22 protein-coding genes are annotated in these 25,854 nt (G+C 54.1%); 4 read left to right on the top strand and 18 right to left on the bottom strand.

Features of this window, described 5'->3' with window-relative positions; all coding sequences use genetic code 11:
• Nucleotides 1-249: 249 nt before the first annotated feature.
• From RC73_RS13580 to RC73_RS13525, 12 genes are all read right to left on the bottom strand, one after another.
• Nucleotides 250-1,230, bottom strand: a complete 981-nt coding sequence (locus RC73_RS13580; protein WP_039035150.1) for a formate dehydrogenase subunit gamma — start codon at nucleotides 1,228-1,230, stop codon at nucleotides 250-252.
• 53 nt (nucleotides 1,231-1,283) lie between these two features.
• Nucleotides 1,284-1,853, bottom strand: a complete 570-nt coding sequence (gene fdh3B / locus RC73_RS13575; RefSeq protein ID WP_025010615.1) for a formate dehydrogenase FDH3 subunit beta — start codon at nucleotides 1,851-1,853, stop codon at nucleotides 1,284-1,286.
• 29 nt (nucleotides 1,854-1,882) lie between these two features.
• On the bottom strand, nucleotides 1,883-4,735 hold the full coding sequence (locus tag RC73_RS13570; protein WP_039035149.1) for a molybdopterin-dependent oxidoreductase: 2,853 nt from the start codon (nucleotides 4,733-4,735) through the stop codon (nucleotides 1,883-1,885).
• Between the two features lie 18 nt (nucleotides 4,736-4,753).
• A complete protein-coding gene (locus RC73_RS13565; RefSeq protein WP_039035148.1) occupies nucleotides 4,754-4,951 on the bottom strand; it encodes a twin-arginine translocation signal domain-containing protein in 198 nt (65 codons plus the stop codon).
• Nucleotides 4,952-5,324: 373 nt separating this feature from the next.
• Nucleotides 5,325-6,323 carry a formate dehydrogenase subunit gamma gene (locus RC73_RS13560; RefSeq protein ID WP_039035147.1) on the bottom strand — a complete coding sequence of 333 codons (999 nt, stop codon included), beginning with the start codon at nucleotides 6,321-6,323 and terminating at the stop codon, nucleotides 5,325-5,327.
• A 45-nt stretch (nucleotides 6,324-6,368) separates the two neighbouring features.
• Nucleotides 6,369-6,965, bottom strand: coding sequence for a formate dehydrogenase FDH3 subunit beta (gene fdh3B / locus RC73_RS13555; RefSeq protein ID WP_039035146.1), 597 nt, complete (start codon nucleotides 6,963-6,965; stop codon nucleotides 6,369-6,371).
• Between the two features lie 27 nt (nucleotides 6,966-6,992).
• Entirely contained in the window at nucleotides 6,993-9,842 is a 2,850-nt protein-coding gene (locus tag RC73_RS13550) for a molybdopterin-dependent oxidoreductase (protein WP_039035145.1), read from the bottom strand.
• 18 nt (nucleotides 9,843-9,860) lie between these two features.
• Nucleotides 9,861-10,058, bottom strand: a complete 198-nt coding sequence (locus tag RC73_RS13545; RefSeq protein ID WP_025010612.1) for a twin-arginine translocation signal domain-containing protein — start codon at nucleotides 10,056-10,058, stop codon at nucleotides 9,861-9,863.
• Nucleotides 10,059-10,133: 75 nt separating this feature from the next.
• Nucleotides 10,134-10,790: a TorD/DmsD family molecular chaperone gene (locus tag RC73_RS13540; RefSeq protein WP_039035144.1), complete on the bottom strand. Its 657-nt coding sequence runs from the start codon at nucleotides 10,788-10,790 to the stop codon at nucleotides 10,134-10,136.
• Nucleotides 10,791-10,800: 10 nt separating this feature from the next.
• Nucleotides 10,801-12,465, bottom strand: a complete 1,665-nt coding sequence (locus RC73_RS13535; RefSeq protein ID WP_039035191.1) for a 4Fe-4S binding protein — start codon at nucleotides 12,463-12,465, stop codon at nucleotides 10,801-10,803.
• 150 nt (nucleotides 12,466-12,615) lie between these two features.
• The gene (locus RC73_RS13530) at nucleotides 12,616-13,242 is read right to left on the bottom strand and encodes a DUF3306 domain-containing protein (RefSeq protein WP_039035143.1); all 627 of its coding nucleotides are present in this window, start codon (nucleotides 13,240-13,242) and stop codon (nucleotides 12,616-12,618) included.
• Nucleotides 13,242-13,700, bottom strand: coding sequence for a DUF3305 domain-containing protein (locus RC73_RS13525; protein ID WP_025010609.1), 459 nt, complete (start codon nucleotides 13,698-13,700; stop codon nucleotides 13,242-13,244). Before RC73_RS13525 ends, RC73_RS13530 begins: the two co-directional genes overlap by 1 nt.
• Nucleotides 13,701-13,978: 278 nt before the next feature.
• On the opposite strand from RC73_RS13525, the gene RC73_RS13520 reads away from it, so the two are divergent.
• Both RC73_RS13520 and RC73_RS13515 read left to right on the top strand, forming a co-directional pair.
• Nucleotides 13,979-14,809 carry a formate dehydrogenase accessory sulfurtransferase FdhD gene (locus RC73_RS13520; RefSeq protein ID WP_039035142.1) on the top strand — a complete coding sequence of 277 codons (831 nt, stop codon included), beginning with the start codon at nucleotides 13,979-13,981 and terminating at the stop codon, nucleotides 14,807-14,809.
• A 24-nt stretch (nucleotides 14,810-14,833) separates the two neighbouring features.
• The gene (locus RC73_RS13515) at nucleotides 14,834-15,739 is read left to right on the top strand and encodes a helix-turn-helix transcriptional regulator (RefSeq protein WP_039035141.1); all 906 of its coding nucleotides are present in this window, start codon (nucleotides 14,834-14,836) and stop codon (nucleotides 15,737-15,739) included.
• 42 nt (nucleotides 15,740-15,781) lie between these two features.
• On the opposite strand, the gene rlmF is transcribed toward RC73_RS13515, so the two are convergent.
• Together rlmF and RC73_RS13505 are read right to left on the bottom strand one after the other, a co-directional pair.
• Nucleotides 15,782-16,855 (bottom strand): 23S rRNA (adenine(1618)-N(6))-methyltransferase RlmF, encoded by a 1,074-nt coding sequence (gene rlmF, locus RC73_RS13510; protein ID WP_039035140.1) that lies wholly within the window; start codon nucleotides 16,853-16,855, stop codon nucleotides 15,782-15,784.
• Nucleotides 16,848-17,255 (bottom strand): flagellar basal body-associated protein FliL, encoded by a 408-nt coding sequence (locus RC73_RS13505; RefSeq protein WP_025010605.1) that lies wholly within the window; start codon nucleotides 17,253-17,255, stop codon nucleotides 16,848-16,850. The genes rlmF and RC73_RS13505 overlap by 8 nt, the downstream gene beginning before the upstream one ends.
• 105 nt (nucleotides 17,256-17,360) lie before the next feature.
• Between RC73_RS13505 and RC73_RS13500 the strand changes: the two genes are divergently transcribed.
• On the top strand, nucleotides 17,361-17,939 hold the full coding sequence (locus RC73_RS13500; RefSeq protein WP_039035139.1) for a chorismate--pyruvate lyase family protein: 579 nt from the start codon (nucleotides 17,361-17,363) through the stop codon (nucleotides 17,937-17,939).
• A 69-nt stretch (nucleotides 17,940-18,008) separates the two neighbouring features.
• On the opposite strand, the gene RC73_RS13495 is transcribed toward RC73_RS13500, so the two are convergent.
• The 4 genes from RC73_RS13495 to RC73_RS13480 all read right to left on the bottom strand — a co-directional run bounded on the left by RC73_RS13495 (nucleotide 18,009) and on the right by RC73_RS13480 (nucleotide 23,955).
• Complete coding sequence (locus RC73_RS13495) at nucleotides 18,009-20,822, bottom strand: immune inhibitor A domain-containing protein (RefSeq protein WP_039035138.1); 2,814 nt, start codon at nucleotides 20,820-20,822, stop codon at nucleotides 18,009-18,011.
• On the bottom strand, nucleotides 20,819-21,106 hold the full coding sequence (locus RC73_RS13490; RefSeq protein ID WP_039035137.1) for a hypothetical protein: 288 nt from the start codon (nucleotides 21,104-21,106) through the stop codon (nucleotides 20,819-20,821). Before RC73_RS13490 ends, RC73_RS13495 begins: the two co-directional genes overlap by 4 nt.
• 99 nt (nucleotides 21,107-21,205) lie before the next feature.
• Complete coding sequence (locus RC73_RS13485) at nucleotides 21,206-23,335, bottom strand: MGH1-like glycoside hydrolase domain-containing protein (RefSeq protein WP_039035136.1); 2,130 nt, start codon at nucleotides 23,333-23,335, stop codon at nucleotides 21,206-21,208.
• A 32-nt stretch (nucleotides 23,336-23,367) separates the two neighbouring features.
• On the bottom strand, nucleotides 23,368-23,955 hold the full coding sequence (locus RC73_RS13480; RefSeq protein ID WP_039035135.1) for a YhgN family NAAT transporter: 588 nt from the start codon (nucleotides 23,953-23,955) through the stop codon (nucleotides 23,368-23,370).
• Nucleotides 23,956-24,141: 186 nt separating this feature from the next.
• Here RC73_RS13480 and RC73_RS13475 point away from each other — a divergent pair, with 186 nt between their 5' ends.
• Nucleotides 24,142-25,821, top strand: coding sequence for a hypothetical protein (locus tag RC73_RS13475; protein WP_039035134.1), 1,680 nt, complete (start codon nucleotides 24,142-24,144; stop codon nucleotides 25,819-25,821).
• The last annotated feature ends 33 nt before the right edge of the window (nucleotides 25,822-25,854 follow it).

The following is a 25,854-nucleotide window of genomic DNA, read 5'->3' as shown; positions in this document are numbered from 1 at the left end:
TAATCATATTTTTGTATTGCTGTGTAATTATGTTACATTTTTCCGTGTGCCGATGGGAAAATAAGCGCTGGATTAAAATAAATTAATCTTAAAAAACAGTTGATTAAGAATTTAAGCCAACAAAGTAGCTTTATGTTTCTCTTTAGTTGGAATAAGTGCGGAATATAAAAAAATCACCTTGATATTTTTCATTATTGATAAAAAAGCCGTGTCGATTGACACGGCTTTTCAGTAGACAGAGTGCTGACCTTAGTCTCTGTATTTCAGAGTACCGTTGGCCTTGATCTCGTCATACCACAGGTTGTGGTGTTGAGTGGCCCAGTTTTCATCACAGTAACCGGAAATCATACACTCCATACCACCTTCAGACATAACAGTCGCCATGAAGATATGCACTATGGAGAAGGCACAGATGATGATGGCACTGATTGAGTGCAATACCAGAGCAATCAGGCTCAGGGTACGGCTGGGTTCAAACAGGTTGGGGAACAACAGCAGCATGCCTGAAGCAGAGATGATCAGCCCAAAGAAAGCAAAGGCCCAGAACCACATCTTCTCACCGGCATTGGCAAAGCCGGCATCAGGGTGTTTGCCCTTGAAAGGCCCGAAGTTGATGTAACCGCCCACTACCATGAACCACTTGACGTCATACATCTTGGGCAACTGGTTCTTGGCCCACAACAGCGTCATCAGTGCCCAGCCGAACATGAAGGGAATCGCCATCACGTCGTGCACTTGCTTGGCGCCATTGACCATTGATGCCCAGAAGCCTTCACCCAGATACGGCTGGAAGAAGAAACGCCCTGCCAGCAGCACCAAGCCGGTGAGGATCAGCAGTAAGCAGGGAATTGCCCCCAGCCAATGAATGCTCACATCAAACTTGGACCAGCGATGCACCATCTTGCCGGAGAAACCATGGTGCAGTTTGGAAATACCATTAACCATGATAAATAGGGCAAAGATGATGATCATACCGAACAATGCCAGCATCAACCCCGGTGCCAGCCAGTCGCTGCGAAGTTCCAGTACCCGCAGATCATAGGTGTTGATCGGCTGGTTGTGGAACTGACTGTCGGATGTTGTATAACCCGTTGCTCCATCTTTGAGCTGAGCCCAGATCTGGGCATCGCTCGCTTGTGGTTCCACAGGTGCATCGGCACCATTGGCGAAGCATACGGCGCTGAACATGAGCGCAATAGCCAAGCCTATGTGTTTGAACCATTTGTTCATATTAACCTCTCTCACCGGCCCAGCTAAGCCGGGCCGGATATTCGTGCCGTCTGTTACTTCCAGGCGCCGTTTTCGGCACCGCGATAAGCCACACGCTCACGGTAGATGCCGGAAACCACTTCCGCATCACCGGCCAGCAGGGCCTTGGTTGCACAGAGTTCGGCGCACATAGGCAACTTGCCTTCCGCAATACGGTTGGCACCGTATTTCTGACGCTCAGCGTCCGAATGGTTTTCTTCAGGACCACCGGCACAGAAGGTACACTTGTCCATCTTGCCGCGGGAGCCGAAAGCACCTGATTTCGGGAACTGAGGTGCGCCGAATGGACAGGCATAGAGACAGTAACCACAACCGATACAGGTATCTTTGTTGTGCAGCACTATGCCGTCTTCGGTGCGGTAGAAGCAGTTGGCAGGACATACGGCCATACAAGGCGCGTCGCTGCAATGCATACAAGCCACAGAGATAGAGGCCTCGCCGGGCTGACCATCCTTGATGGTCACCACGCGGCGACGTTGGATACCCCACTCGAGAGCGGAGTCGTTTTCGTTTTTACAAGCGGTGACACAGCCATTACATTCAATGCAGCGCTTGGTATCACACAGAAATTTCATTGTAGCCATAGTGGCAATTCTCCTCGCTTAAGCTGCACTTATGCTTTGACGATCTGACAAAGCGACGCCTTGGTTTCCTGCATCTGAGTCACTGGGTCATAACCATAGGTCAGCGCAGTGTTACAGGATTCGCCCAATACGTAAGGCACTGTGCCTTCCGGATAGTTGGGCTCCAGGCTCTCGCCGTGCATGATCCCGGCAAAGTGGTAAGGCATCCAGGTCACACCAGGTTTAACCCTTGGGGTCACCATGGCCTGAACCAGTATCCGGCCGCCTTCGGCGCCTTCCAGCCATACCTTCTCACCGTCACGGATACCGCGGTCGGCAGCGTCACCAGGGTTGATCTCAACGAACATCTCCTGCTGTAGCTCTGCCAGCCATGGGTTGGCACGTGATTCTTCACCACCACCCTCGTATTCCACCAGACGACCGGAAGTCAGTACCAGTGGGTACTTGCCACTGACATCTTTCTCCTGGATAGACTTGTACAGAGTCGGTAGACGATGTACTTGCATGTCGTCATAAGTTGGATACTTGGCTACCAGATCGCGACGGGCTGTGTACAGCGGCTCGCGGTGTACTGGCACCTGATCAGGGAAGGTCCACACAATACAACGGGCCTTGGCGTTACCGTATGGGATACAACCGTGCTTGATGGCAACCCGGACAATACCGCCGGAAAGGTCGGTCTTCCAGTTCTTGCCTTCGGCTTCGGCTTTCTCTTCGGCAGTCAGCTCGTCCCACCAGCCCAATTGCTTGAGCAGCTTGTCGGAGAATTCAGGATAGCCGTCCTGGATTTCAGCACCTTTGGAGAAGGAGCCTTCGGCCAGCAGGTTCTTGCCTTGATATTCCACACCGTAACGGGCACGGAAGTTACCGCCGCCGTCTTTGACGTGCTTGCTTGTGTTATAGAGGATCTGGGTACCTGGGTGCTTCATCTCAGGTGTACCCCAACATGGCCAAGGCAGACCATAAGTTTCGCCCTTGCATGGGCCACCTTCGGCTTCCAGAGTCTTGTTGGAGAAAGTGCCCCAGTTCATGGTGTGAGCCTTAATACGCTCAGGGCTCTGGCCGGACATACCGATAGTCCACATACCGCGGTTGATTTCGCGGGTGATGTCTTCGATCAGAGGCAAACCATTTTCTTTCTTGATACGCTTGGTGTACTGCTCGGCGAAGCCCAGTTTCTGTGCCAGACGATACATGATTTCAATATCTGTCTTGGACTCAAACAACGGCTCGATAACCTGTTCACGCCATTGGATAGAACGGCCTGAGTTGGAGATGGAACCACGGGTCTCAAACTGAGTCGCGGCAGGCAGCAGGTAGACGCCATCCTTACGACGGTGCATAACACCGGCCATAGTTGGGAATGGGTCAACAACAACGACTGTATCCATCTTGTCCAGTGCATCACGCACGTCGCGCTGACGGGTTTCAGTGTTGACTGACTGACCCCAGAAGAAGGCCAGGCGTACGTTGTCTTTCTGTGCCAGCTTTTGCTTGTCTTCCAGCACACCGTCGTGCCAACGGGAGCAAGGAATACCCGGAGTCGTCATAGGTTCGCGGCCCAGGTAAGTCCCCTGGTCGAAGCGGCTCTTCATCCACTCCATATCCAGATCCCATACGTGGGTCCAGTGTTGCCATGCCGCAGTGGTCAGGCCGTAGTAACCAGGCAGGTTATCGAACAGCAGACCCAGGTCGGTAGCGCCCTGTACGTTATCGTGACCACGGAAGATGTTGGTACCACCACCGGAAACACCCATGTTACCCAGAGCCAGCTGCAGGATACAGTAAGCACGGGTGTTGGCATTACCTACGTGGTGCTGGGTACCACCCATACACCAAACCACAGTGCCTGGACGGTTATCGGCCATCATCTTGGCGGCTTGGTACAGGTACTCTTCGCTACAGCCAGTGATGTTGGCCACTTCTTTAGGTGGGAACTTCTTGGCTTCTGCACGGATGGTTTCCATCTCGAACACACGTTCTTTGATGAAGGTCTTGTCTTCCCAGCCGTTTTCGAAGATATGCCACAACATACCGTAGATAAATGGAATGTCGGTACCCGGACGGATAGAGCAATGCAGGTCGGCATGAGCTGCGGTGCGGGAGAAGCGTGGATCAACCACGATCAACTTGGCATTGTTCTTCTCTTTGGCGATCAGAATGTGCTGCATGGAAACAGGGTGTGCTTCAGCAGGGTTGGCACCAATGAAGAAGATGGCGCGGGCATTCTGAATGTCGTTGAAAGAGTTGGTTTGCGCACCATAGCCCCAGGTGTTGGCCACACCGGCTACAGTGGTAGAGTGACAAATACGGGCTGAGTGGTCGACGTTGTTGGTACCCCACATGGCAGCCAGCTTACGATACATGTAGCAGCCTTCGTTGGAGAACTTGGCACTACCCATAAAGTAAACAGAATCAGGGCCTGATTCCTGGCGGATCTTCAGCATCTTGTCACCAACTTCGTTGATGGCCTGATCCCAGCTGATACGCTTCCACTTACCGCCTTCAAGCTTCATTGGGTACTTGAGACGTTTCTCACCATGACCGTGCTCGCGCAGTGCAGCACCTTTGGCACAGTGACCACCGGCGTTGAATGGGTGATCGAAGGCAGGCTCCTGACCAGTCCAAACACCGTTTTGTACTTCGGCATACAGACCGCAACCTACGGCACAGGCACTACAAATGGTGCGTTTTACTTCTATAGGCGCATCATGAGGTACATCTTTGGCTTCGGCGCGACGTATCATGCCGGTACCCAGCATAGAGGCGGCAGCGATACCACCGGCAGTAATACCGGCATTTTTCATAAACTGACGACGGCTGATCCCCAGTTTGGGTTTGTCGGCCTTAGGGGCGACATTGGATGTGCGAGTTAACTTCATCGCTTGAGATCTCCTGGATTAGCTACGCAGGCTGTTGTAATAGCTGCGGATATGCGCTGTTTCGTGATAGCCCTTTGTCGCGGACTTCGCTTCAACAGGCTCACTGGCCTGAGCGGCATTCACCCCTGTTGCAGCAATCGCGGCACCCGCGGCACTGCCTATGGTGATAGCCTTCAGCAGGGATCTGCGGTTCAGATCTGGCTTCTGGTCTTTCATTTTCGCTCCTGATAATTTTCCCCCGCGCTGCGGGTGACTCGACACTTTTTTGTGCACTCCAGCCTATTAACAACTCAAGCTGCGCTTATGTACAAAAAAGGTAAAAAATCCGTTATATATGAATGGAGTCCTTCTTTAAGCATGGGCAATATAAGGCTTTGCAAGAGTATGGGTTTTGATCTGGGACAGTTTGAATGTAAGCCCCATGGGAGCGGCTGTTTAAAGCGTTAACTGCTTCAAACTTTCAATAAAAGGAAAATAGCGAAAGTATCAGGAGAGTGTGGATTCTGAAGTAAATGATGTTAAAAAACGGATCATAAAAAAACACCCCGGCAGGCCGGGGTGTTTGCAGTCTTAAATCAGCTCAGGGGACTCAATTTTCGCGATATTTGAGCGTACCGTTGGCCTTGATTTCGTCGTACCAGACATTGTGGTGCTGCATCGCCCAGTTTTCATCACAATAACCTGACTTCATGCACTCCATACCGCCCTCAGACAGTACGGTCGCCATCCAGATATGCACTATGGTGAAGGCGATGATCAGAATTGCACTGATACCATGCACCAACAGCGCCGCCATTGAGGCTTCGCGGGGCAAATCCAGGTTAGGCAACACCATCATGATGCCGGAAATACTGATAAACAGGCCGAAAATGGCCAGGGTCCAGAACCACATCTTCTCACCGGCGTTGGCAAAACCCGAATCCGGGTGCTTACCCTTGAAGGGGCCGAAGTTGATGTAGCCTCCCACCAGCATGAACCACTTGAGGTCATAGCTCTTGAACAGCTGATCCGGCATCCATTTCACCACCAATACCGCCCAAGAGACGATAAACAGTGGCCCGACCCAATCGTGGATCGTCTTGGAGCCATAGATCAGTGCCGCCCAAATATCGCCACTGACATAGGGTTGCAGTACATGCTTGCCCAACATGATGTTGAGCCCGGTGAAGATCAGGATAAGACAACTGATCGCCACTACCCAGTGGATGATCAGGTCAGCCTTACTCCAGCGGAACACCAACTTACCGGAAAAGCCGTGATGCAGCTTAGATGGGCCATTCACCAGGTAAAAGAGCACGAACGCCCCAAACACGCCGACTACGGCTATCGCCATAACGGGTGTCAGGTACTGATTGCGCAGTTCCTTGCCCTGATTGCCGGCCACGTTGATCAGTACGCCGGTTTCAACACCTTTGGCTGTGGTATAGCCGGATTCACCGGATTTTACCGCGCGCCAAAGATCGGCCTCACTGGTTTGCGCCTGTTGCTGGCTCGACTGTTCATCGGCGGCCATGGCTGTGGAAGCAAACCCCAGCCCGGCAACCAATACCAGCAGAGCGAACAGACTGCGCAGTGATTTGATTAACATAGTCACTCCTCGTCAGGGTGGGCCTTAGCCCACCCTCGCTCTGTCTCAGTTGATCTCACCGGTCTTGGGATTGTAGCCCCAAATTACATCAGGGTTACCCCGGGCGGCCATCCGCTCACGATAGATATTGGATACCACTTCCGCGTCACCGGCCAGCAGCGCCTTGGTGGAGCAAAGCTCGGCACACATAGGCAGCTTACCTTCGGCGATACGGTTGGCACCGTACTTCTTGCGCTCGGCTTCAGAGAAGTTTTCCTCTGGGCCACCGGCACAGAATGTACATTTATCCATCTTGCCGCGACTGCCGAAGGCGGTCTTTTTCGGGAACTGAGGCGCCCCGAAAGGACAGGCATAGAAGCAGTAGCCACAACCGATACAGGTATCTTTGTTGTGCAGCACTATGCCATCGTCAGTGCGGTAGAAGCAGTCTGCAGGACAAACGGCCATACAAGGCGCGTCGGTACAATGCATACAGGCAACTGAAATGGACGCTTCACCGGGCTGACCATCATTGATGGTCACCACGCGGCGACGCTGGATACCCCACTCGAGCGCGGAGTCGTTTTCGTTTTTACAGGCTGTGACGCAACCGTTACACTCGATGCAGCGCTTGGTGTCACATAAGAATTTCATGACTGCCATAATGGCTTATCTCCTCATCAAGTACGGTTAGGCTTTGGTGATCTGACACAGGCTGGATTTGGTTTCCTGCATCTGTGTCACCACATCATAGCCGTAAGTCAGAACCGTGTTAGCCGATTCACCTTGAACGTAAGGTACTGTACCTTCCGGATAGTTCTTCACCAGGCTCTCGCCTTCGAAGATACCGGCGAAGTGGTACGGCATGAAGCATTCACCGTTGATCACCCTTGGTGTTACCATGGCCTTAACCTTGATCTTGGCGCCTTCAGGGCTGTGTACCCAAACATCGTCGCCATCGCGTAGACCGCGGTCGGCAGCATCTCCTGGGCTGATTTCGATAAACATCTCTTGCTGCAACTCGGCCAACCAAGGGTTGGAACGGGTTTCTTCACCACCGCCTTCATATTCCACCAGACGACCAGAGGTCAGTGCCAGCGGGAAGTCTTTGGAGAAGTCCTTGTCCTGAATTGACTTGTACAGGGTCGGCAGACGCGCCACCATACGGTCTTCGTAGGTGGGGTACTTGGCGACCAGGTCACGACGAGGCGTGTATAGAGGTTCACGGTGCAACGGAATGTCGTCCGGGAAGTTCCATACGATACAACGGGCCTTGGCGTTACCATAAGGGATACAGCCGTGAGCTATGGCCACACGCTGAATGCCACCGGAAATATCGGTTTTCCAGTTTTTGCCTTCGGCGTGTTTCTTCTCTTCTTCGGTCAGGTCATCCCACCAACCCAGCTGCTTGAGCATCTTGTCGGTGAACTCAGGGTAACCGTCCTGAATCTCACTGCCTTTGGAGAAGGAACCTTCGGCAAGTATGTTGTTGCCATTGTGCTCAACACCGTAACGGGCACGGAAGTTACCACCGCCGTAGCGGACTTCACGGTCAGTACGATAGAGGATTTGAGTACCTGGATGCTTCATCTCAGGTGTGCCCCAACATGGCCATGGCAGACCATAAGTTTCACCCTTGGCTGGGCCGCCGGGTGCTTCGAGGGTATCGAAGTCGAAGGTACCCCAGTTTTCCTGGTGCATCTTCAGACGCTCAGGGCTCTGACCTGTGTAACCTATGGTCCACATACCGCGGTTGAACTCGCGGGTGACATCTTCAACCAGCGGCTCTTCACCGTTGACCTTGATGTGCTTACAGAACTCTTTCTCAACGCCCCACTTCTTGGCCAGCTTGTACATGATCACATGGTCAGGCAGCGATTCGAACAGAGGGTCGATGACCTGAGAACGCCACTGCAGTGAACGGTTGGAAGCTGACACAGAACCATAGGTTTCAAACTGAGTCGCGGCAGGCAGCAGGTAAACGCCATCTTTACGCTGGTGCATAACACCGGCCATGGTTGGGAATGGGTCAACGACGACCACAGTGTCCATCTTGTTCAGTGCTTCACGCACCTCGCGGCCACGGGTTTCGGTGTTGACAGACTGACCCCAGAAGAAGGCCAGACGGATATTGTCTTTCTGGGCAATCTTGTTCTTGTCTTCCAGCACACCGTCGTGCCAGCGGGAACAAGGAATACCGGCTGAAGTCTGTGGCTTCTGGCCCAGATACTCACCTTGGTCGAAACGGCTGTTGACCCAGGCAGGATCCAGATCCCACACATTGCACCAGTGCGCCCAGGCGCCGGTAGTCAGACCATAGTAACCAGGCAGGTTATCGAACAGCAGACCAAAGTCAGTAGCACCCTGTACGTTGTCGTGACCACGGAAGATGTTGGTGCCGCCACCGGAAACACCCATGTTACCCAGGGCCAACTGCAGGATACAGTAAGCACGGGTATTGGCGTTCCCCACGTGGTGCTGAGTACCACCCATACACCAAACGATAGTGCCGGGCTTGTGTTCGGCCATCATCTTGGCGACGCGGCGCATCTGGGCTTCACCGACACCGGCAACATGCTCAACCTCGGCAGGGTTGTACTTCTTCACCTCTTCGCGGATACGTTCCATGCCGTAAACACGCTGATCGATAAAGCTCTGATCTTCCCAGCCGTTTTCGAAGATATGCCACAGCAGACCGTAGATGAAAGGAATGTCGGTACCGGGACGGATATGCACGTACTCGTCAGACTTGGCTGCAGTACGGGTGAAACGTGGATCAACCACTATGACTTTGGCACCGCGCTCTTTACCTACCAGAATGTGTTGCATCGCCACTGGGTGAGCTTCACTGGGGTTGGAGCCGATAAACAGCATGCACTTGGCATTGTGCATATCGTTGAAGGAGTTGGTTTGCGCACCATAGCCCCAGGTGTTGGCCACACCGGCTACAGTGGTAGAGTGACAAATACGCGCCGAGTGGTCGACGTTGTTGGTGCCCCACATGGCTGCGAGTTTGCGATACAGGTAAGACTGTTCGTTGGAGAACTTGGCACTACCCATGAAGTATACAGAGTCAGGGCCGGATTCTTCGCGGATCTTCAGCATCTTGTCGCCGACTTCGTTGATAGCCTGCTCCCAGCTGAGACGCTTCCACTTGCCGCCTTCAAGTTTCATTGGATACTTGAGACGTTTCTCACCATGGCCGTGCTCACGCAGTGACGCGCCCTTGGCACAGTGACCACCGCGGTTGAATGGATGGTCCACGGCAGGCTCCTGCCCGGTCCAAACACCGTTTTGAACTTCGGCGTAAATGCCGCAACCCACTGAGCAGTGAGAGCAGATAGTACGCTTCACTTCGGTAGGGGCATCATGAGGAACATCTTTGGCTTCGGCTTTACGCATCATTCCTGCGCCCAGCATAGATGCTGCGGCAATCCCACCGGTAGCCAAACCGGCAGACTTAAGGAACTGACGACGATTCAGACCCAGAGCGGGCTTTGCAGCCACCGCGGCCTGGTCTGTTTTGCGGGTTAATCGCATCACATACTCTCCTTATCGTTATTTGTTACGCAGTGAGGCGTAATAATTGCGCACATGGTCAGTCTCACGGTAGCCCTCACCCTTTGGCACTTCTGGTGCTTCAGGCTTAGCCGCCAAGGCTTGACCACTGACAGTCGCAACCGCGCCTGCCGCACTGCCGATCGCCAATGCCTTGAGCAGTTGACGACGACCCATGTCGGAAGCTTGCTTCTTCATAGTGTCTCCTCGTGTTGAAGGTAGACGGGGGAAACTCCCCCGCATGCTTTAGCCCGTGTTGCCACGGGCAAATTCTTAGGCCAGCTCACTGGCCTTGGGCTGGATCTGTACCGCCGGGGTTTCCACCACAGGCGTGCTCAGCACCAGCTGTTCAAACTCATTGATTTCGGTTTCAAAGAAGGCCCGGCCGAGTTGTGCCACCACGGCGTAAAACGCGGCGGAGGGACAACGGGACAAGGTATCGAAGAAACGTATGATCCAGCTGCCGATATGGCGGCGGTAGAAGGCCAGTTGCTGGTGGGCCGGAGCTTCCAGCAGCAGTATGCCCATTACCTCGCACAGAGCGGCGACATGATCTTCCGGTTCCTTGACATTTTCTTCGCGTTCGAAGCCCAGTTGCATCAGGTCCTGACGCAGCAGAGCCAAGGGCTTGTCCATCAGCGAACCTGTCATAAACCAGCTACCGTAGGGCAGGATTTCCCCTGAGCCTACGCCGAGGAAGATGTTGAAATACTCATCTTCCAGCTGGTTACTGTCGAATTGTACGGCCGCCAACTTGAGCGCCAACCAGGCCTTGGTCATCTCACTGTCGTCATTGGCGTCGACTTCGAGGTCGCCAAGAAAACTCAGCAATTCCGGGCTGGGGTGGCGCCTTAACAGCGCCGCCAGCAGCTGATAGATATCTGCTCTAAGCTGATCGTTTTCTGATACTTCTCTTACTGTTTCGGTCATAGCGGATCTCTTATCTCAGTTGCTTTTCCGGATCCTGGAGTATGTCTTCAAACATATCCTTCACCCGGCAATCACCACACATCTTTAAGCGCTCTATGTTGGCGCTGAAAGCGCTGTGGCTTCCGACCATATCCAGCATCCGGTGCACCATAGACTGGGTCGCGAACGGCGCTCCACAACGAATACATTCGAACGGAGCTTCTTCTTTCAGGATCCGGCGCTGCTGCCGTGCAGCCTTATCCAGATTGACCTGAGGAGTCAGGCTGATCACCTTCTCCGGGCAGGCAGCCTCACATAGGCCACACTGCACACAATCCTGCTCGACAAAATACAGTGCCGGAGTGTCGCCACCGTCGGTCAGCGCCTGGGTAGGGCAGGTCGCGACACAGGACATACACAAGGTGCACTTGTCGGCATTGATATTCACCAGGCCATAGGGGATATTGCCCATGGTCAGTTGAGTATCAACATTGGCTGCTTGCTCATTGAGATGGTCGATAGCAGCGTACAGCTGGGTGCGCTTGTTACCCTCAGAGAGCACAGCAGGTACTATCACGGGCCAGTCCAGACTTACATCCAGTATAGGCCAGAGATTGGCAAGCTCGGCTTCGTCGATAACCCGAATCCTTTGAGGCTGTCCCATCTCATCCAAAATGGCATTGGCCAATCCCAGTTCGCCCTTGAGCATCTGGGTCAGGGTAGGGGCCGTAGCGCTGGTGTTGAGGATCAACACCTGGCGCGCTCCCCAAGCCAGAGAAGCCATCCAGTGATCCATGCTGGCCACAGTGACTTCTTCCAGTGCCACAGGTAGAACCTCGCCCGGCAACTCGTCATTGATCAAGGCGCCGCCCTGTCCCATGTCGTGGAACAGCACTACAGGCGCGGTTTGTGCCTGTTCGCGGAAGCGGGAAATCAACTTATTCAGGTATGAATGCAGCGCCTGAGGGGTTGGCTGGTCGTAGGCAATGGCCCCGGTTGGACAGGCATTGGTACAGCTGCCGGCGCCGTGGCACAGATAGGGGTCTATCTCAATCTGCTTGGCCACGCTCTTGATAGCATCGGCCGGACAGAAGTTGAGGCAGCGGTTACAACCATTATTGCCGTTGCGATTGTGGGCACAGAGATCGGCGTTGACCTTGACATAGCGAGGCTTGTCAAACTGGCCGATCATCTGGGGCAATTCCTGCAAGGCTTCGGCTAATTTCTGCGGATCCTGACCCACATAGAAATAGCCGGGTGGCAGCATTTCCAACTGAATTTGCGGCTCGCGGCTCAGGTCGAGGATCAGGTCAAAATGCGGCTTGCGCAGCGCAACCACACTGAGCTCGGCGGCGCCATTGTCATGTTCGACACTCACCTGGAATTGACCGAGGAAGCCTTTGATGCCAATCAGCTTGTTGTAGTAGCTCTCGACATCTTCGGCGGCAGCCATTACGGCTTCGAGATGGGCCTCTTCTTGGCTGGTGATCGGCTCGTTGGCCAAGATCACTCTGCCGGCCATGGCAGACAGTTTATCTGCCGCCAGCCGGGCCAGATCCTCAGGGCCTATCACAAGGACATTCCCTTCTGTGGTGTAACTTACGGTCGGCGGGATCAGGTTTTGCAGAATCTGAGTCTGCTGGCTGACCTCACGACGCACCTGCCGCAGCGCTTGCTGGGCGGGGTTATTGCTCACACTATTGTTCACTTTGCGTTCCTGAACAGTTTATGGCGATGGCCGTATTCTTTATCTTGCTGCTTTTATTATTGATTTACAGCTTGCTATAGCCTGAATACAGCAATTCACATACCAAATTTATGGGCATTAAAGGCTGTTAAACTGACGTCAAACAACCGGCTTATGAGTTTCGGCTTCCGCATCTGTGGCATTTTGGGCCTCTGCAGTCACATCTCCGTCCAAATTGTCCGTTGGTGACTGTGGCGCAGATTGTTCGGCTAACTGCGGGGTTTCGGCCTCTGCCTCGGTTGCTGAAGTCTCTGCTTCGGCCAGGGCTTCTTCAGCCTCTTCCGGTTCCTCTTTTTCCAGCACGTGACGGAACACCTTCTTGGCCAATTCGGCCGAGGCTTCAGCGCTTAGCTTGGGCTGGTTGCTGTAATCGAGGGCGTACTCGAGCAAGCCGTCGATTTCGTTGAAGTGAGGTTGCTTCCACAGGGTGCGCAACGCGGCGGTCTTCACTGCCGGGTCGACATTCTTGGCCATAAAACTGGCGAAGCTGCCACCAACCTCGATACCACTGGGGTCGGGTAAGTCTTCGGCGGTCAGCAGTTTCTCTTCCTGGGTCTCGGTTTCTGGAAGGGGGTCGAGCGCGGTCTGAGTTTCCGGCTCTGCCTCTGCAACGGCTTCCGCTTGAGGAGGAATTTCTTGCAGCGGTTCATCGACAGGGGTTTCACCTTCCTGTACTTGCTGCTTGCGTAGCGCCCAGCGGCTCAGGAATCCACTCTTTTCGGCCATCAGTGCCTCCGAATGTTGTCTTCGGCCAATTCCTTGCGGCGGTTAACATGTTTGCGTCTGTGGGCGGTGATTTCCACTTCACCGTGACGGGTTATGAAGGCTTCAATCCAGCAGGCGATTGCCTCCGGCATCGGCATGTTCAGCACTGGGGTATCTCCTTCGAGACAGCCGGCTGCGACATTTTGGTCGGCGGAGATGGCGGCCGGGATCCAGTTGCCCTCTACATCTTCGTCACAGACAATGTAAAGCATGGGATTGTCCATATCCAGGTTAAGGCGGTAACTGGCACGCTCATCACGAAACAACTCCAGTAGGACCAGCTTGGCTCCGGGCGGCGCCTCATGGGTAGCGGGCACGATTTGGTCCAGCTCCCAGCTGATGGATGTCCAACGACCGACCTGTTTCTCCACTTTTTTCAGTGAAACGTACATGGGCCATACGCTTTCGGAATGTTGCATACTGACTCTCCCTCCCGATGGGATTATTTTCGGGCATAAGTAAGATCTCTAAGTCTTTGCAATTTTAGTGCCAGTTGCCATTTGAGAAATAAGTTTGAACTTGATCATCTATTTAAGGCTAAAAATAGGACATTTTGTCCAATATGCAATCTGGTTTGGGACATTCATGACCTGAGTGCCGCCGGCGCTTGCTGCGGATCACGCATTTTGCAGCCTGAATCCTGTGACGGTATAAATATTGCTATGCTGTGGCCCATGCTCTCTGTGAAGGTTCGATAATGACAAGTGCCAAACCCCAATTGATCAAGACCAATACCCAGGTACCTTTGACCATTGCCGTAACTGCGGTCGATGAGAATGGTCAGTTGCAGGAAAAGTTTGTTGCCTGTGAAAGGCCGCTGACGGTTTACCTCAACTGGCGACCAATAGTCACCCTGATGACCCTGGGCGCAAGAGCCGAGGCCCTGGCACTGGGTTACCTAAAGAATCAAGGCTTTATCAATGATGTATCGCAACTGGAATCTGTGATTGTTGACTGGGATGTGGCTTCCGCGGCCGTGATCACCCGGGAGCAGACTGAGGATCTGGATGCCAAACTGGCCGACAAGACAGTCACCACAGGCTGTGGCCAGGGCACTGTCTTCGGCGGCTTTATGGAAGGATTGGACGATATAGTCCTGCCGCAACCAAAACTGAAACAGAGCATGCTTTACTCACTGTTGAAAAACATCAGTGAATACAATCAGACATACAAGAATGCCGGTGCTGTTCACGGCTGTGGTCTGTGTGAAGCGGATAAGATAAAGTCCTTTGTCGAAGATGTCGGTCGCCATAACGCAGTCGATACTCTGGCCGGTGAGATGTGGCTGGAGCAAGACAGGGGCGACAACAAGATTTTCTACACTACGGGGCGACTTACTTCCGAAATGGTTATCAAGGTCGCCAAGATGGGGATCCCTGTGCTTTTGTCCCGCAGTGGTGTTACCCAGATGGGTCTGGAATTGGCGCAGAAGCTGGGGATCACTATGGTCGCCCGCGCTAAAGGGCGCCATTTCCTGGTGTACAATGGCGCCGATAATATTGAGTTTGATGCCAGCAATCCACGCTGATACCCAAGATACCAAGGAGAAGTGATGACGGAGCCCAGTGAACTTGTCTATATGAGCGCCAAGCAGGTGGCCGAGTATCTGGACCTCAATGAAAAAAAGGTCTATGCCATGGCTAACGAACGTATGCTGCCGGCGACCAAAATCACAGGTAAGTGGCTGTTTCCAAAGATACTAATCGACCGTTGGATCATGGATTCCTGCCACAGTGGTATGTTGACCGATCGTTTGCTGATCACCGGCAGTGATGACCCCTTGTTATCGATGCAGGTGGCCAGGCTGATGGCTCAGGTTGGCAGTCGAGAACTTATTAGCTACAGCGCTACAGGTTCCCGCCTGGGGCTGGAGCTCTTGTCCAAGGGCTACGCCGATGTCTGTACCTTGCATTGGGGCAGTTTGGAGGAGCGTAATATCCGCCATACGGCGCTGCTGAAGGGGTATCCCAACCACCAGCAATGGATCATGGTTCACGGCTATAACCGCCAGCAGGGGTTGATAGTGCGGCCGGATATGCACCACAGGTGTCAGGAAGAGAGCAAGGTGTTGCAACTCTCCTGGCGCTGGGTCACCCGCCAGGGCGGTGCCGGCAGCCAGCAACATCTGGAACATTGGCTGTTGAAACAGGGTGCCAAGCTTGAGCAGCTCAACTCAGTACTCACCGCCTTCAGTGAGCGGGAGTTAGCCGGTTATATCGCCCGGGGGGATGCCGATATAGGCTTCGGTTGTCAGGCTGTCGCCATGGAGAGTGGCCTGAGCTTTGTGCCCTTGGTGACTGAGTCTTTCGACTTTGTTATGCCGCAAGGGATCTACTTCCGCCGCCAGTTGCAGCAGCTGTTCAAGATGCTCGGCGGTAGCCACACCCGGCAGATGGCTGCTCTACTCGGTGGTTACGATCTCACCGATTGCGGCCGGTTACTGTGGAGTCCGGAGTAGCTCGATTTCTCAATCCAATTTGAGGCCTGCCGTTGGTGGGCCTCAAGCCTTGAACTTCCACCACTGACATCTGGCGGCAGCATCGAAGAAACTCCAGGCCAACACCCGGGTTTGTTTATTGCCCTGTTGCATCTCCAATATCTTGACCTCTTTGGCGCCAAGTTGCTTTAACGCCTGCTGGCAGGGGTTGAGGTTGTCACCCTTGGACACCAAAGAAGAATACCACAGCACTTGTCCACCATATTCACGGCTTTCGTGAATCATACGCAGCAAGAAGCCCAACTCGCCACCATCGCACCAAAGCTCGGCCTGACAGCCGCCGAAGTTGAGTTTGGGCTCCTGACTCTGATGTTGCTCGCCGCGACTTGCCGCCAGATTGCGCTGTTTGCGTTCGCTGCCACTGCGGGCATCGGCGGCCGAAGCATGAAAAGGAGGGTTACAGAGGCTGAAATCAAAACACTCCCTGCTCTGCAAAAGACCATGAAATATCTGCTCTGGCTTGGGCTGCAACCGCAGTTCTATGGCGCTGGCCAGCTTGGGATTGTGCTGTAAAACGCCGGCGACATTATCCAGCGCCACAGGGTTAATATCGGCGCCGACAAACTGCCAGCCGTAGACACTTGAGCCCAGCAAGGGGTAGATGCCATTGGCTCCTGTGCCTATATCCAGGCCGCGAATACGTCGGCCTTGGGGGATTTTACTGCCTTCTGCCAGCAGATCGGCGATATGGTGCAAATAGTCCACTCGCCCGGGAATGGGGGGGCACAGATAGCCCTCGGGCAATTGCCAACCCTGGATATGGTAATGGTGCTGCAATAAGGCGGCATTAAGGGCCAAAACAGCTTGAGGCTCGGCAAAGGGAATCGAAACCTGTCCATAATCTGTGGTGATAAGATGAGGCGCGAGCGCTGGGTAACTGGCTGCCAGGGCGGCAAAGTCATAGCCCTGGCGGTGCAGGTTGCGCGGGTGCAAGCCCTTGTCTTTGGCTTTCCCGCCCGTTTTAACCGAGGTTTTGCCGGCCGTCGTCTTTGGCGGCGTTTTATTAACCTTTTTCTTTACCTCGGTCCTGGCCTTGCCTTTCGAGGTGTTGAGCCGACGCTTTTTTACCTCAGTCATACAGGTATTTGGTAAACAGCAGATTCACTACCAGCGCCCGACCGGTTTCCTGTTCCAGCAAACGATTGACTGTGTCGTAACATTCGCGACGGATCTCTTCCCTGCCGGTAAGCGACTTGACCCTGTCCTCGGGTTGGTTACCGAGAATCTCCACTATCGCGGCCCGCAGCAGGGGATCATGGTGTTGCAAGGCTACCAAGTCCTGAGGGTCTTTCACCATCAGTTCAACACTGATGCGCACAAACCCCAGCTTCTTACGATTGGAGATATAGTTGGTCACTATTTCAGGTTCAAAGCCATAGTAGGCATAGGTGTCTTCGGCGGGCTTTTCATCGGCCGCCATCACAGGCTGCAACATGCCGGCCAGCATAAAAAACAACAGTGTCAAAACGCGTTTCATATTGAGTATCAAGCTCCCGTAACTTGTGCAGACGCCCCTTGCGATCTATCTGCTTGTGGGCAAGCGTGATAGACTCCCGAGTTGTAATATTGTACCGGGTATCCGATGAGTGTGACCAGTTTAAGCTTTCCTTATGGTGAATCAATTCAGTGGTTTTCGCCAGAGCAATCACAACAACTTCCCGCAGCGCCATTGCACGATTGGCTGCTGGCGACCGGTAGTCTCACCAAGAGACTCAAGAGCTGCTGCAACCACTTTGAAGTCAAACTGCTCGGTGAAGCCATGCTGTCCACCGCCGCTCAGGAATGGCAGGGTAAGGAGCACAAAGCCATCTGGATCAGAGAGGTGTTACTCTGCCTGGATGGCACTCCCTGGGTCTTTGGCCGCACCCTGATCCCGGCAAAGCTGCTGGAGCAACAGCAGCGACTGGGTAAATTGGGTACCCGCCCTCTGGGAGAGCTGTTATTCGGTGATATCGGCTTTGAACCCGGTGCCATAGAAGTCGCCAGTTTCGATAACCATTCACGGGTCGCTTCCCTCGCAGATTCACTGTCGCAATCCACCACAGAGGCAATATGGGGCCGAAGACGTTATTTTCACTTTCAGGAGCAGCAACTGATAGTTGGTGAAATCTTCCTGCCGGCGGCGGTTGCCGCCATCAATCAAGGCCAACTTACGCCTTGAGCACGGGCTTGTAATCCCTCTATTGAACGACCAAAAACATAAGGGACGCTTGAGCGTCCCTTATTTCTGTCAGTGCCTGCGCCGCCAGGCGATCAGCGCCAGCCCCAATAGGCTCAGGCCGCCGAGGCTACCGCCACCGCCGCCGGAACTGCTTTGTGTCGTATTGGGCACGACCGGATTGGAGACCACCAGAGTGCGACTATTGCTGCTCTGATTATTCTGTGAGTCGGTCACAACCAGGCGCACACTGTAGCTGCCTGCCGCACTGTAGGTATGTGAGGGAGAAGCGATAATGCTGCTCTGGCCGTCACCAAAGTGCCACTGATAACTGAGTTCACCGTTGCCACCGCGACTGAGGTTATTGAACTGCACGGTTAAACCTGTACCACTGATATCGAACAGTGCCGACAGAGGAATGCTAACTGTCAGCTGCAAGCTGGTCACGGTTTGCCGATTATTGGCGTCTGTCACAGTCAGTGTGACTGTGTAGTTGCCGGACTCACTGTAACTGTATTGAGGCGTCGCTTGGGTACTGCTGGCGCCGCCGACCCCAAAATCCCACAGGTAGGTGTAAGGCGCAGTACCGCCACTGAGATTAGCGCTGAAACTGACATTGCCCCCCTCCTGCTGCGCTGAAATGCTGGCACTGAGTTCTGTGCCGCTGCTGTCGCTGCGTTTACTCACCAACAGTAGCGCCTGGCTGCTGTCTGGCTCCTGGGTCAAAAGCTGCACCATAAGACCCAGCTGGGGCAACACCAGACCGGCCTGAGGCTTAAGCGGCGCGCTGTAGTCGTCGCTGTCATCAAACAGGCTATTGTTGCCAAGATGGGGGTCACCGAAAAACGCCGACTGTGGATAAATACTGAAGCTGGCATCACGAACCTGCACATCGGTATCACGGTTGCCTATCAGGTTTTGATCCGCATCCACCACCCCAATGAGGCCGTATCCCGGATGTTCAGCCACCTTGTTGTCGCTGTAGGCTAAGTTTTCATACCACACCAAGAGTCCCGGTTCATAGCTATCTTGTTGCAGTCCGCTATCAACACCCTGATAGTTACGCAGTTGCAGCAGGTAACGCCGTGTCGCTCCCGGGCGGGTATCGTCGGTGCGGACAAAGCCGGAAAGTACCACAGTCTTGAGAGCTGTTTCGGCATTATCGCTGTAGATAAGCTTGCCATCACTCTCGAGACGTAAGTCATCGACGGCAAAGCCATAGCCACCGACCGCTTCATCGGTACGATACACCAGGCTTATTTGCTTGCTCATTCCGGCGTATGCGCTAAGGTCGAAATTCAATTCCTGCCAGCCTTGTTCCCCTTCACCACCGGATAAGGCCGCCGAGTCACCACTGATAATATTGGCGGCATTGTTGATACTGTTACTGCTCTTGGTATGGCTTCCAGCCAATGGCACCCCATCCACCAGCAGTTGCACATAGTCATAGTCCTGCTCTATCTGCCAATGGGCCTTCATCTTCAGTGTTAGCTTGGTACTCATGGGCAGTTGCAGCTCGAACGACATGGCGTTGTTGAGCTGATCGCCCTGATTCGAATAGTACTGGTATTGCCCCTGATAGGCCTGAGTAAAGGCGATGGAGTCGGACGGCAGCTTGATGGCCAGCTGGTTTACGCCATTGCTATTGGCATGCTCAAGCGACACTTGAGTGCCGTTGCTATCCAGTGCTTGATAATCCAGGGTTTGTTCGCTGACCCAGCGGCCCTTGTATCTGTCCTGTAGAAATGAGCGGGCGTAGGGGCTGAAACCACTGGGCTGGGAGCCTCTTGGAGAACCTGCCCAGCTGCCGCCGGACATCAGAGACCAGAGACCTACAGGCGAGCCATCGCTGGCTTCGGCACTGGTGTCATACTCATCCGGTAAACCGAGATCGTGACCAAATTCATGGGTACAAACACCTGTTCCGGCATCCAGCGGCTGAATGGTGTAACCGAACAGACGCATATTACTGCCGGGAATAGCCTGACCATATTGACCGGGCGCCGAGGGCACAAAGAATCTGTGTGACCAGATGGCATCATCGCCGAGCATACCGCCACCGGCCTCTTCGCCTATGCTGGAATGGAAGATCATCACATGATCCAAAATCCCATCGGCTTCATCCAGGTTGCCGTCAGCGTCGATATCATAAGGATCTTCAATATCATACTGCGCCAACTCAGCGGCGCTCATGCTGGCTACTGCAGCCGCGACCGCTTCTTCCACCAATTCAGTGGCGGCAGTGTCGTCATTGTTGTTATTTGGGTCGTTGGCACCATAGTAGGCGGCATTTTGGCTGGCTCTAAACCAGCCTTTCACATCGCCGCTGAAGAAAAAGCTCTGGCCGGAAACCGCTTGATAATATTGATAGGCAGAGGGCAGAGTTTGCCCCTGAGGTCCTGGGAAACCTGCCTCGGAAAACAACAAACCACGGTAATGGGCTACCGAGTAGTTGGCGTAATACATTTCGGTATCGCCGGGACTCAGGCGATTGTTGTTATAGGGCAAATCGGGAAAATCCACCAGCACGGCCAACACCTTGACCCGCTTGGTCACATCGGTATCGGCTACCCGCGACTGTGCCCGCATTAACTTGCTTTGACGCAGGCTGTTGCTTCGCGCCTGTTGCAGCAGTTGTTGTTCTCTGGCCTTAAGCACTTGTGCGGCCTTGCTGCCCGCTCCGGTAGATTTGGCGATGTAGGCTGCCAGCGCTTGTTGCCGCTCCTCTTCTGAGGCCTCGGCATCGAGTTCACCGCGTTTCTCCAGCCAGTAGAGGATCTGCTCTTTGTTGATCACTCCGGGATCCGCCGGAGCCGTGGCGGCCAGCGCATTGGATATACCAAAGAGACAAGCAGCCCCCAGGGCCAATACCGACTTCAAACTCATGACTTTGGCTCCTTGATACAGTTTTCAAACTTCTGATTGCGCTGCTGAATATACTCAGAGACCTTAGCTTCGGCCTCTTGTTCACTCATTTGCTGAGTGATGATGTTGCGCTCGATTAGACTGGCTTTAATTTTAGCCCGATTTACCACAGGTGCCCCACTGCCACAGGGCAACAAAGGTTTAACCGCGCGGTTTTTATCCGCAATGGCATCGATTTCGCCATCGTTCCCTGCCTGACAGGCACCCAGAAACAAGCAGATAGCAAGAGTTGAGGGCAGTCGCACAGGCAACACCTTGTTGTTAACAGAGATGGTACAGAAGATTAACAGCGGCTGTTAAGATTGCACAGCAGAAAATCGCGGCCAATTCGCCTCATTCAGCGATTATTCAGCCTCAGACAACAAACCTTCGCTATAAAGCAACAATAAGACCGAGGCCGACCAGCTGAAGTTGGTGCCATGCAGTCCTTCACCGCTGAGTGGATGGTAGTTTTCCCGTATCGGCAGATCCCGGCTATCGGCGGCGATGGCCTCCAGCAAGCGCCGCGACATTGCACTTGCCTGCTGCCGGTAACCGTAATGCTGCAACCCCTTAATGGCAAAGAAGGCCTGATCCAGCCATACCGGCCCGCGCCAGTATCTGTCGGGAGCAAACTCCGGGCTGTCGCGGCTCACGCTCGGAAACGGCACCTGGGTACCGAAGACTTCTGGCCTAAGTTGTTGCTTTACCACCGCATCTGCCTGCTCAGGCGAAGCGACACTGGCCCACAACGGGATCCAACCTTCAGTGCCCTTATTGCCGCGGAGCAATCGCCGCTTGCCCTCGGCATCGAAACGTACATCGTAGAAGAAACCGCTGGCAGGGTCGTAAAAGGCCTGCCGAATCGCTTGTCCCAACCGCTGGGCCTGTTGCCGCAGTTGCATCGCCTCGGCTTCCCGTCCCAGCAGACTGGCCATTTGTGCCAGATATTGCTTATCGGCATAGAGAAATGCATTGAGATCGACACTCTCCTGATTGAGAGAGTAGCCGAGTAAACGCCCCTTAGCGTCGCGGTTTTCCAGTACCTGCAGGCTGTTATCGGCATCGAATCTGGGCGCATTGTCCATCCCGGACTCCCAGGCAGCCGCCTGAATGATGGCATCACGATTAAGTGCCCCGGGCTCACCGTGCAACGGATGCAGATTGGCGCCATATTCTGCCAAACCATTGCCGTCATGATCCCGGTTGCGATACCACCAGGCATGCAGGGCCATCAGTCTTGGGTAGAGCTCGGCGACAAATGCCTTATCTCCGTCCTGAAGGTAGATCTCCCATACGGCCCAGGCTGCCAGTGGCGGTTTGCCATTCCGCTCATTCCAGTTGCCGCCGTCACCGCCGCGGGCCGCATCTTGGTTGTAAAACACCGCATCCGGCATGCTGCCGGCATCCTGAGGTCTGACGGGATCTTGCTCATCAAATTGATAGTCAAACATCGCCCGCACATTGGACTTGGCAAGCCAGGGCTCGACACGCGCCAAGGCTACCGCCTGTTTCCAGCTATCCCAGGCCCAGATACCATTGAACCATTGATAGGTGACCGAAGGCGTTATCCCGTGGTGACGCAGGGCACCTGCCGGGCTGCGCCAGTTATGTGCCAGGGTGCTGATGGCTCTGGCCGCCATGCGCTTTTGCCCCAAGTCACCATCGGCCAACTTGGCCAGACGCCAACCCCAGCGACTATGGTTGCGCTCGGCGCTCTGCAATAACTTCGGCCACTGCAGCGGCTTTGCCTCTGCTGCGGTGTGAAAATACTGCTGGGCACTGAGAAAACTGCGCCGCTCTGAGGGAGCCAGGTTCAGCACTTCAGAACTGGCTCGGTAGCCCCGAGTGCCACGCTCTTCCAGAAAGGTGGGTTCACGAAAGCTTAAGCGGAATTTGGCATCATCGAGCAGCAGCGACCAGGTTTTTCTCAGTGGCCGAAACTGCCACTCCAGTTGATTGGTCGCAAATTGTCTGTCGGCAATCCAGGGCTTGCCTACCGCCTTGTCGAAGGGCTCTCCCTGCCACTGCAATTGCCACTGACCGGCTCGGGAGCCAGTATTTTCCAGCACAGTCTCAATCAGTGAGCTGCGCTCATCGGCAAAATAGAGCCTGGTGCTGAGGCTGAGATCTTGCCAGCGATATTCCTGATACAGGCCATCCGGGCGACTGAACAGGCGTCTCTCCGCTTCGGCAAAATTCTTAGCCAGCCCTGTGCTCAACTCCAATACGCTGAGGTGCTGCAAGCTGGGCGCCAGATGCAGGCTGTATTCCTGGGCGATGATCAAGGGGCCGGTGAAGCTGCCATAAAATGCAGGATTATCCGGTAGGTGATATCCATGCCAAGCCCCCATATCCATGTACACAGCGGGGATCTTCAGATTCCCGGCGGCGTCCCGCTCCAGCGCTTGCTGCGGCGTGCCTTGATAGGGCAAGAGATTGTCATAATCTCCGGCGGTCAGACTCAAAGCACAGATCAGGGCACAACTAAGCACTTTTACCTCGACTCAACAAAAGGATTAACAACTCAGGGATTCAAATATCGGGAGACACCATCGAGGAACATCTGCACCGAGATCATCACCAGCACCATGCCCATCAGACGCTCGACCGCCGTGAGCCCCTTGTCGCCCAACACCCGGGTAAATAACTTATAAAACATCAAGATAACCACGCTGGCGCCCCAGGCCGCCACCAGAGCTATGGTCCAGTCGCCCATACGGCTGCTATCCGTATGGGCCAGCAGTATCAGTGCCGCCAAAATCGAAGGACCGGCCATCAGCGGAATCGCCATCGGCACAATGAAGGGCTCTTCACCGGCAGCCAGGCCCACCACCCCACCGGGTTGGGGGAAGATCATCCTGATGGCTATCAGGAACAGAATAATGCCGCCGGCAATGCTGACCGATTCTGACTTGAGGTTGAGGAAACTCAGGATGGCTTCACCGGCATATAGAAATAACAGCATGATCAACAAGGCAAAAATAAGCTCACGGATCAACACTCGACGGCGTTTCTTGGGCTCGATATGACGCAATATAGAGGCAAAGATAGGCAAGTTGCCCAAGGGATCCATAATAAGAAACAGCATTACGGCAGCCGACAGAGTATCCATAAATATCCATTCACCAATACAACAACATAGAGTCGACTATTGTATAACTTTTTAGTCACCGGCTGTGGACTTTTATCTGTGGTCTCGGGGGGAAAATCCTTCAAGGTAAATTCCAGGTAACGGCACTGCTCATTTGCCCGGCTACTGGTATACTATGGCGTTCTCTAAACTTCAGCCGTGAAATACATGCTCTATCTTGTCGCCAGTTTTATCGCCCTGCTCCTGGGCCCGCTGTTTTACCGCTATTTCTCTTCAGGCAGCGGTTTGCAGAAGGGCTTGGACGGCTTTATTTTTGTTTCTCTTGGCGGCCTGGTATTGATCCATATCCTACCGGAACTGCTGGAGCATGGCGGCATACTGGCGATCATCTTCGTGATCCTCGGCCTTTGGGGACCCAGTGCCAGTGAGAAGTTGTTTCATCGCTACTCAGAGATCACCCATAACCTGACCCTCACGCTGGGGATCGGCGGCTTGTTGTTGCACACCATCACAGATGGCGGCGCCATGGTGCTGGCACAACAGGAAGGCAACTCCAGCCTGCTGGCGCTTGGGGTGATCATGCACAGGCTACCCGTGGGCCTGGCGATTTGGTGGTTGCTCAAACCCCAGGTAGGTACCCGTTGGGCCAGTCTGGTGTTGCTGGCCATGATGGCGCTGACATCTGTGGGCTACTTCGCCGGCGAGCAGCTGCTCAGCCATCTGAGCCTGGATAATACCGTGTACCTGCAAGCCTTTGTCACAGGCTCTATTTTGCATGTGGTGCTGCATCAGCCCCACGGCCATGGGCAGCAGACCCCAAGCAGCAAATATGAATATCAGGCCGGCATAGGCAGCCTGCTGGGGATAGGCCTGTTGGCATTGCTGCTGATGATGGATTCCGGCGGCCACCAACACGCTCACCATGACCACAGCACAGATCAACTGCTGCACTGGTTGCTGTTACTGGCTCCGGTATTGCTGGCGGCCTACGCCTTTGCCAGCATACGTTTTGCCGCAGGTTTGTCTCCTACTCAAGCTTCGCTGCCGGGACGCTGGGTTCAACGTCTCGCCGGCCCTGAAGCCTTGTTGCTGACCTTGGTGCTGCTGGGCTGGCAGTTTGCCCTGCTGCAGACCCTCGCACTCGCCGCACTGGGACTGTTTTTGAGTTATGCCCGCATTGAATTGACCGATCCCCACCCCAAAGTGCCGCAGTCCGCCTGGCATTTTGGCTTCACTCATCTGGTGGATAGAAGCGCGCCCTGGATCTTGCTCAGTTTGATCCTCGCCAATCTGATAGGTCATCCGTCAGTGCCACTGTCGCATCCGGTGGCACAAGTGCTGGTGCTGGCCTTGCTGTTTCTGCCGCTGCGTTTCTGTAATCTGGGCGCCGCCGTGCTGGCGATGTCACTGGCCTACAGCGGCTGGAGCCCCTTGGCAGTAGCCTTGACCCTGATAGCCGCACCTGTGCTTAACCTGTCACAACTCAAGTTGATGAACTGGAGTCAACGGCTCGGTATGTTGTTGCTGTTATCCATTCTGCTTAGCGGCATTGCCTGGTGGCAACCACAGTGGCGTGAGCTGGGCGATCTACCGAAAGAGATAAGCTACCCGGCACTGACGTTGCTGTGTCTGCTTTACTCCAGTAGCATACTGCGTCAGGGGCCACGTAAGTTTTTACGGGGTATGTGGCTGGTCAAAGGCCATAGCCATGACCACGGCTCGGGGCAGCACAACGACTCAGGCCACAACCATGGTTCACATAGCCATGGTTCACACAGCCATGGTTCACACAGCCATGGCTCACATAGTCATGGTTCGAGCAGCCATGATTCACACAGACATGCTCACCATAATGGCCACGAGCATCAAGACAAAGGCTCTCACTGATTTAACCCTGTCAATTGGCGCCTTTGTTGGCTA

The sequence above is a fragment of the Shewanella sp. ECSMB14102 genome, assembly GCF_000813075.1.
Taxonomy (GTDB): domain Bacteria; phylum Pseudomonadota; class Gammaproteobacteria; order Enterobacterales; family Shewanellaceae; genus Shewanella; species Shewanella indica.
The sequence above is the reverse complement of the archived record's forward strand: the minus strand, read 5'-3'. Positions and strand labels throughout refer to the sequence as shown.

Coding starts and splice junctions, on each gene's coding strand:
- rlmF (WP_039035140.1), bottom strand. CDS start 16,855: ATGACTGAGGTAAAAAAGCGTCGGCTCAACACCTCGAAAGGCAAGGCC.
- RC73_RS13570 (WP_039035149.1), bottom strand. CDS start 4,735: ATGAAGTTAACTCGCACATCCAATGTCGCCCCTAAGGCCGACAAACCC.
- RC73_RS13565 (WP_039035148.1), bottom strand. CDS start 4,951: ATGAAAGACCAGAAGCCAGATCTGAACCGCAGATCCCTGCTGAAGGCT.
- RC73_RS13475 (WP_039035134.1), top strand. CDS start 24,142: ATGCTCTATCTTGTCGCCAGTTTTATCGCCCTGCTCCTGGGCCCGCTG.
- RC73_RS13520 (WP_039035142.1), top strand. CDS start 13,979: ATGACAAGTGCCAAACCCCAATTGATCAAGACCAATACCCAGGTACCT.
- RC73_RS13530 (WP_039035143.1), bottom strand. CDS start 13,242: ATGGCCGAAAAGAGTGGATTCCTGAGCCGCTGGGCGCTACGCAAGCAG.
- RC73_RS13495 (WP_039035138.1), bottom strand. CDS start 20,822: ATGAGTTTGAAGTCGGTATTGGCCCTGGGGGCTGCTTGTCTCTTTGGT.
- fdh3B (WP_025010615.1), bottom strand. CDS start 1,853: ATGGCTACAATGAAATTTCTGTGTGATACCAAGCGCTGCATTGAATGT.
- RC73_RS13500 (WP_039035139.1), top strand. CDS start 17,361: ATGAGTGTGACCAGTTTAAGCTTTCCTTATGGTGAATCAATTCAGTGG.
- RC73_RS13480 (WP_039035135.1), bottom strand. CDS start 23,955: ATGGATACTCTGTCGGCTGCCGTAATGCTGTTTCTTATTATGGATCCC.
- RC73_RS13560 (WP_039035147.1), bottom strand. CDS start 6,323: ATGTTAATCAAATCACTGCGCAGTCTGTTCGCTCTGCTGGTATTGGTT.
- fdh3B (WP_039035146.1), bottom strand. CDS start 6,965: ATGGCAGTCATGAAATTCTTATGTGACACCAAGCGCTGCATCGAGTGT.
- RC73_RS13580 (WP_039035150.1), bottom strand. CDS start 1,230: ATGAACAAATGGTTCAAACACATAGGCTTGGCTATTGCGCTCATGTTC.
- RC73_RS13545 (WP_025010612.1), bottom strand. CDS start 10,058: ATGAAGAAGCAAGCTTCCGACATGGGTCGTCGTCAACTGCTCAAGGCA.
- RC73_RS13550 (WP_039035145.1), bottom strand. CDS start 9,842: ATGCGATTAACCCGCAAAACAGACCAGGCCGCGGTGGCTGCAAAGCCC.
- RC73_RS13505 (WP_025010605.1), bottom strand. CDS start 17,255: ATGAAACGCGTTTTGACACTGTTGTTTTTTATGCTGGCCGGCATGTTG.
- RC73_RS13540 (WP_039035144.1), bottom strand. CDS start 10,790: ATGACCGAAACAGTAAGAGAAGTATCAGAAAACGATCAGCTTAGAGCA.
- RC73_RS13525 (WP_025010609.1), bottom strand. CDS start 13,700: ATGCAACATTCCGAAAGCGTATGGCCCATGTACGTTTCACTGAAAAAA.
- RC73_RS13515 (WP_039035141.1), top strand. CDS start 14,834: ATGACGGAGCCCAGTGAACTTGTCTATATGAGCGCCAAGCAGGTGGCC.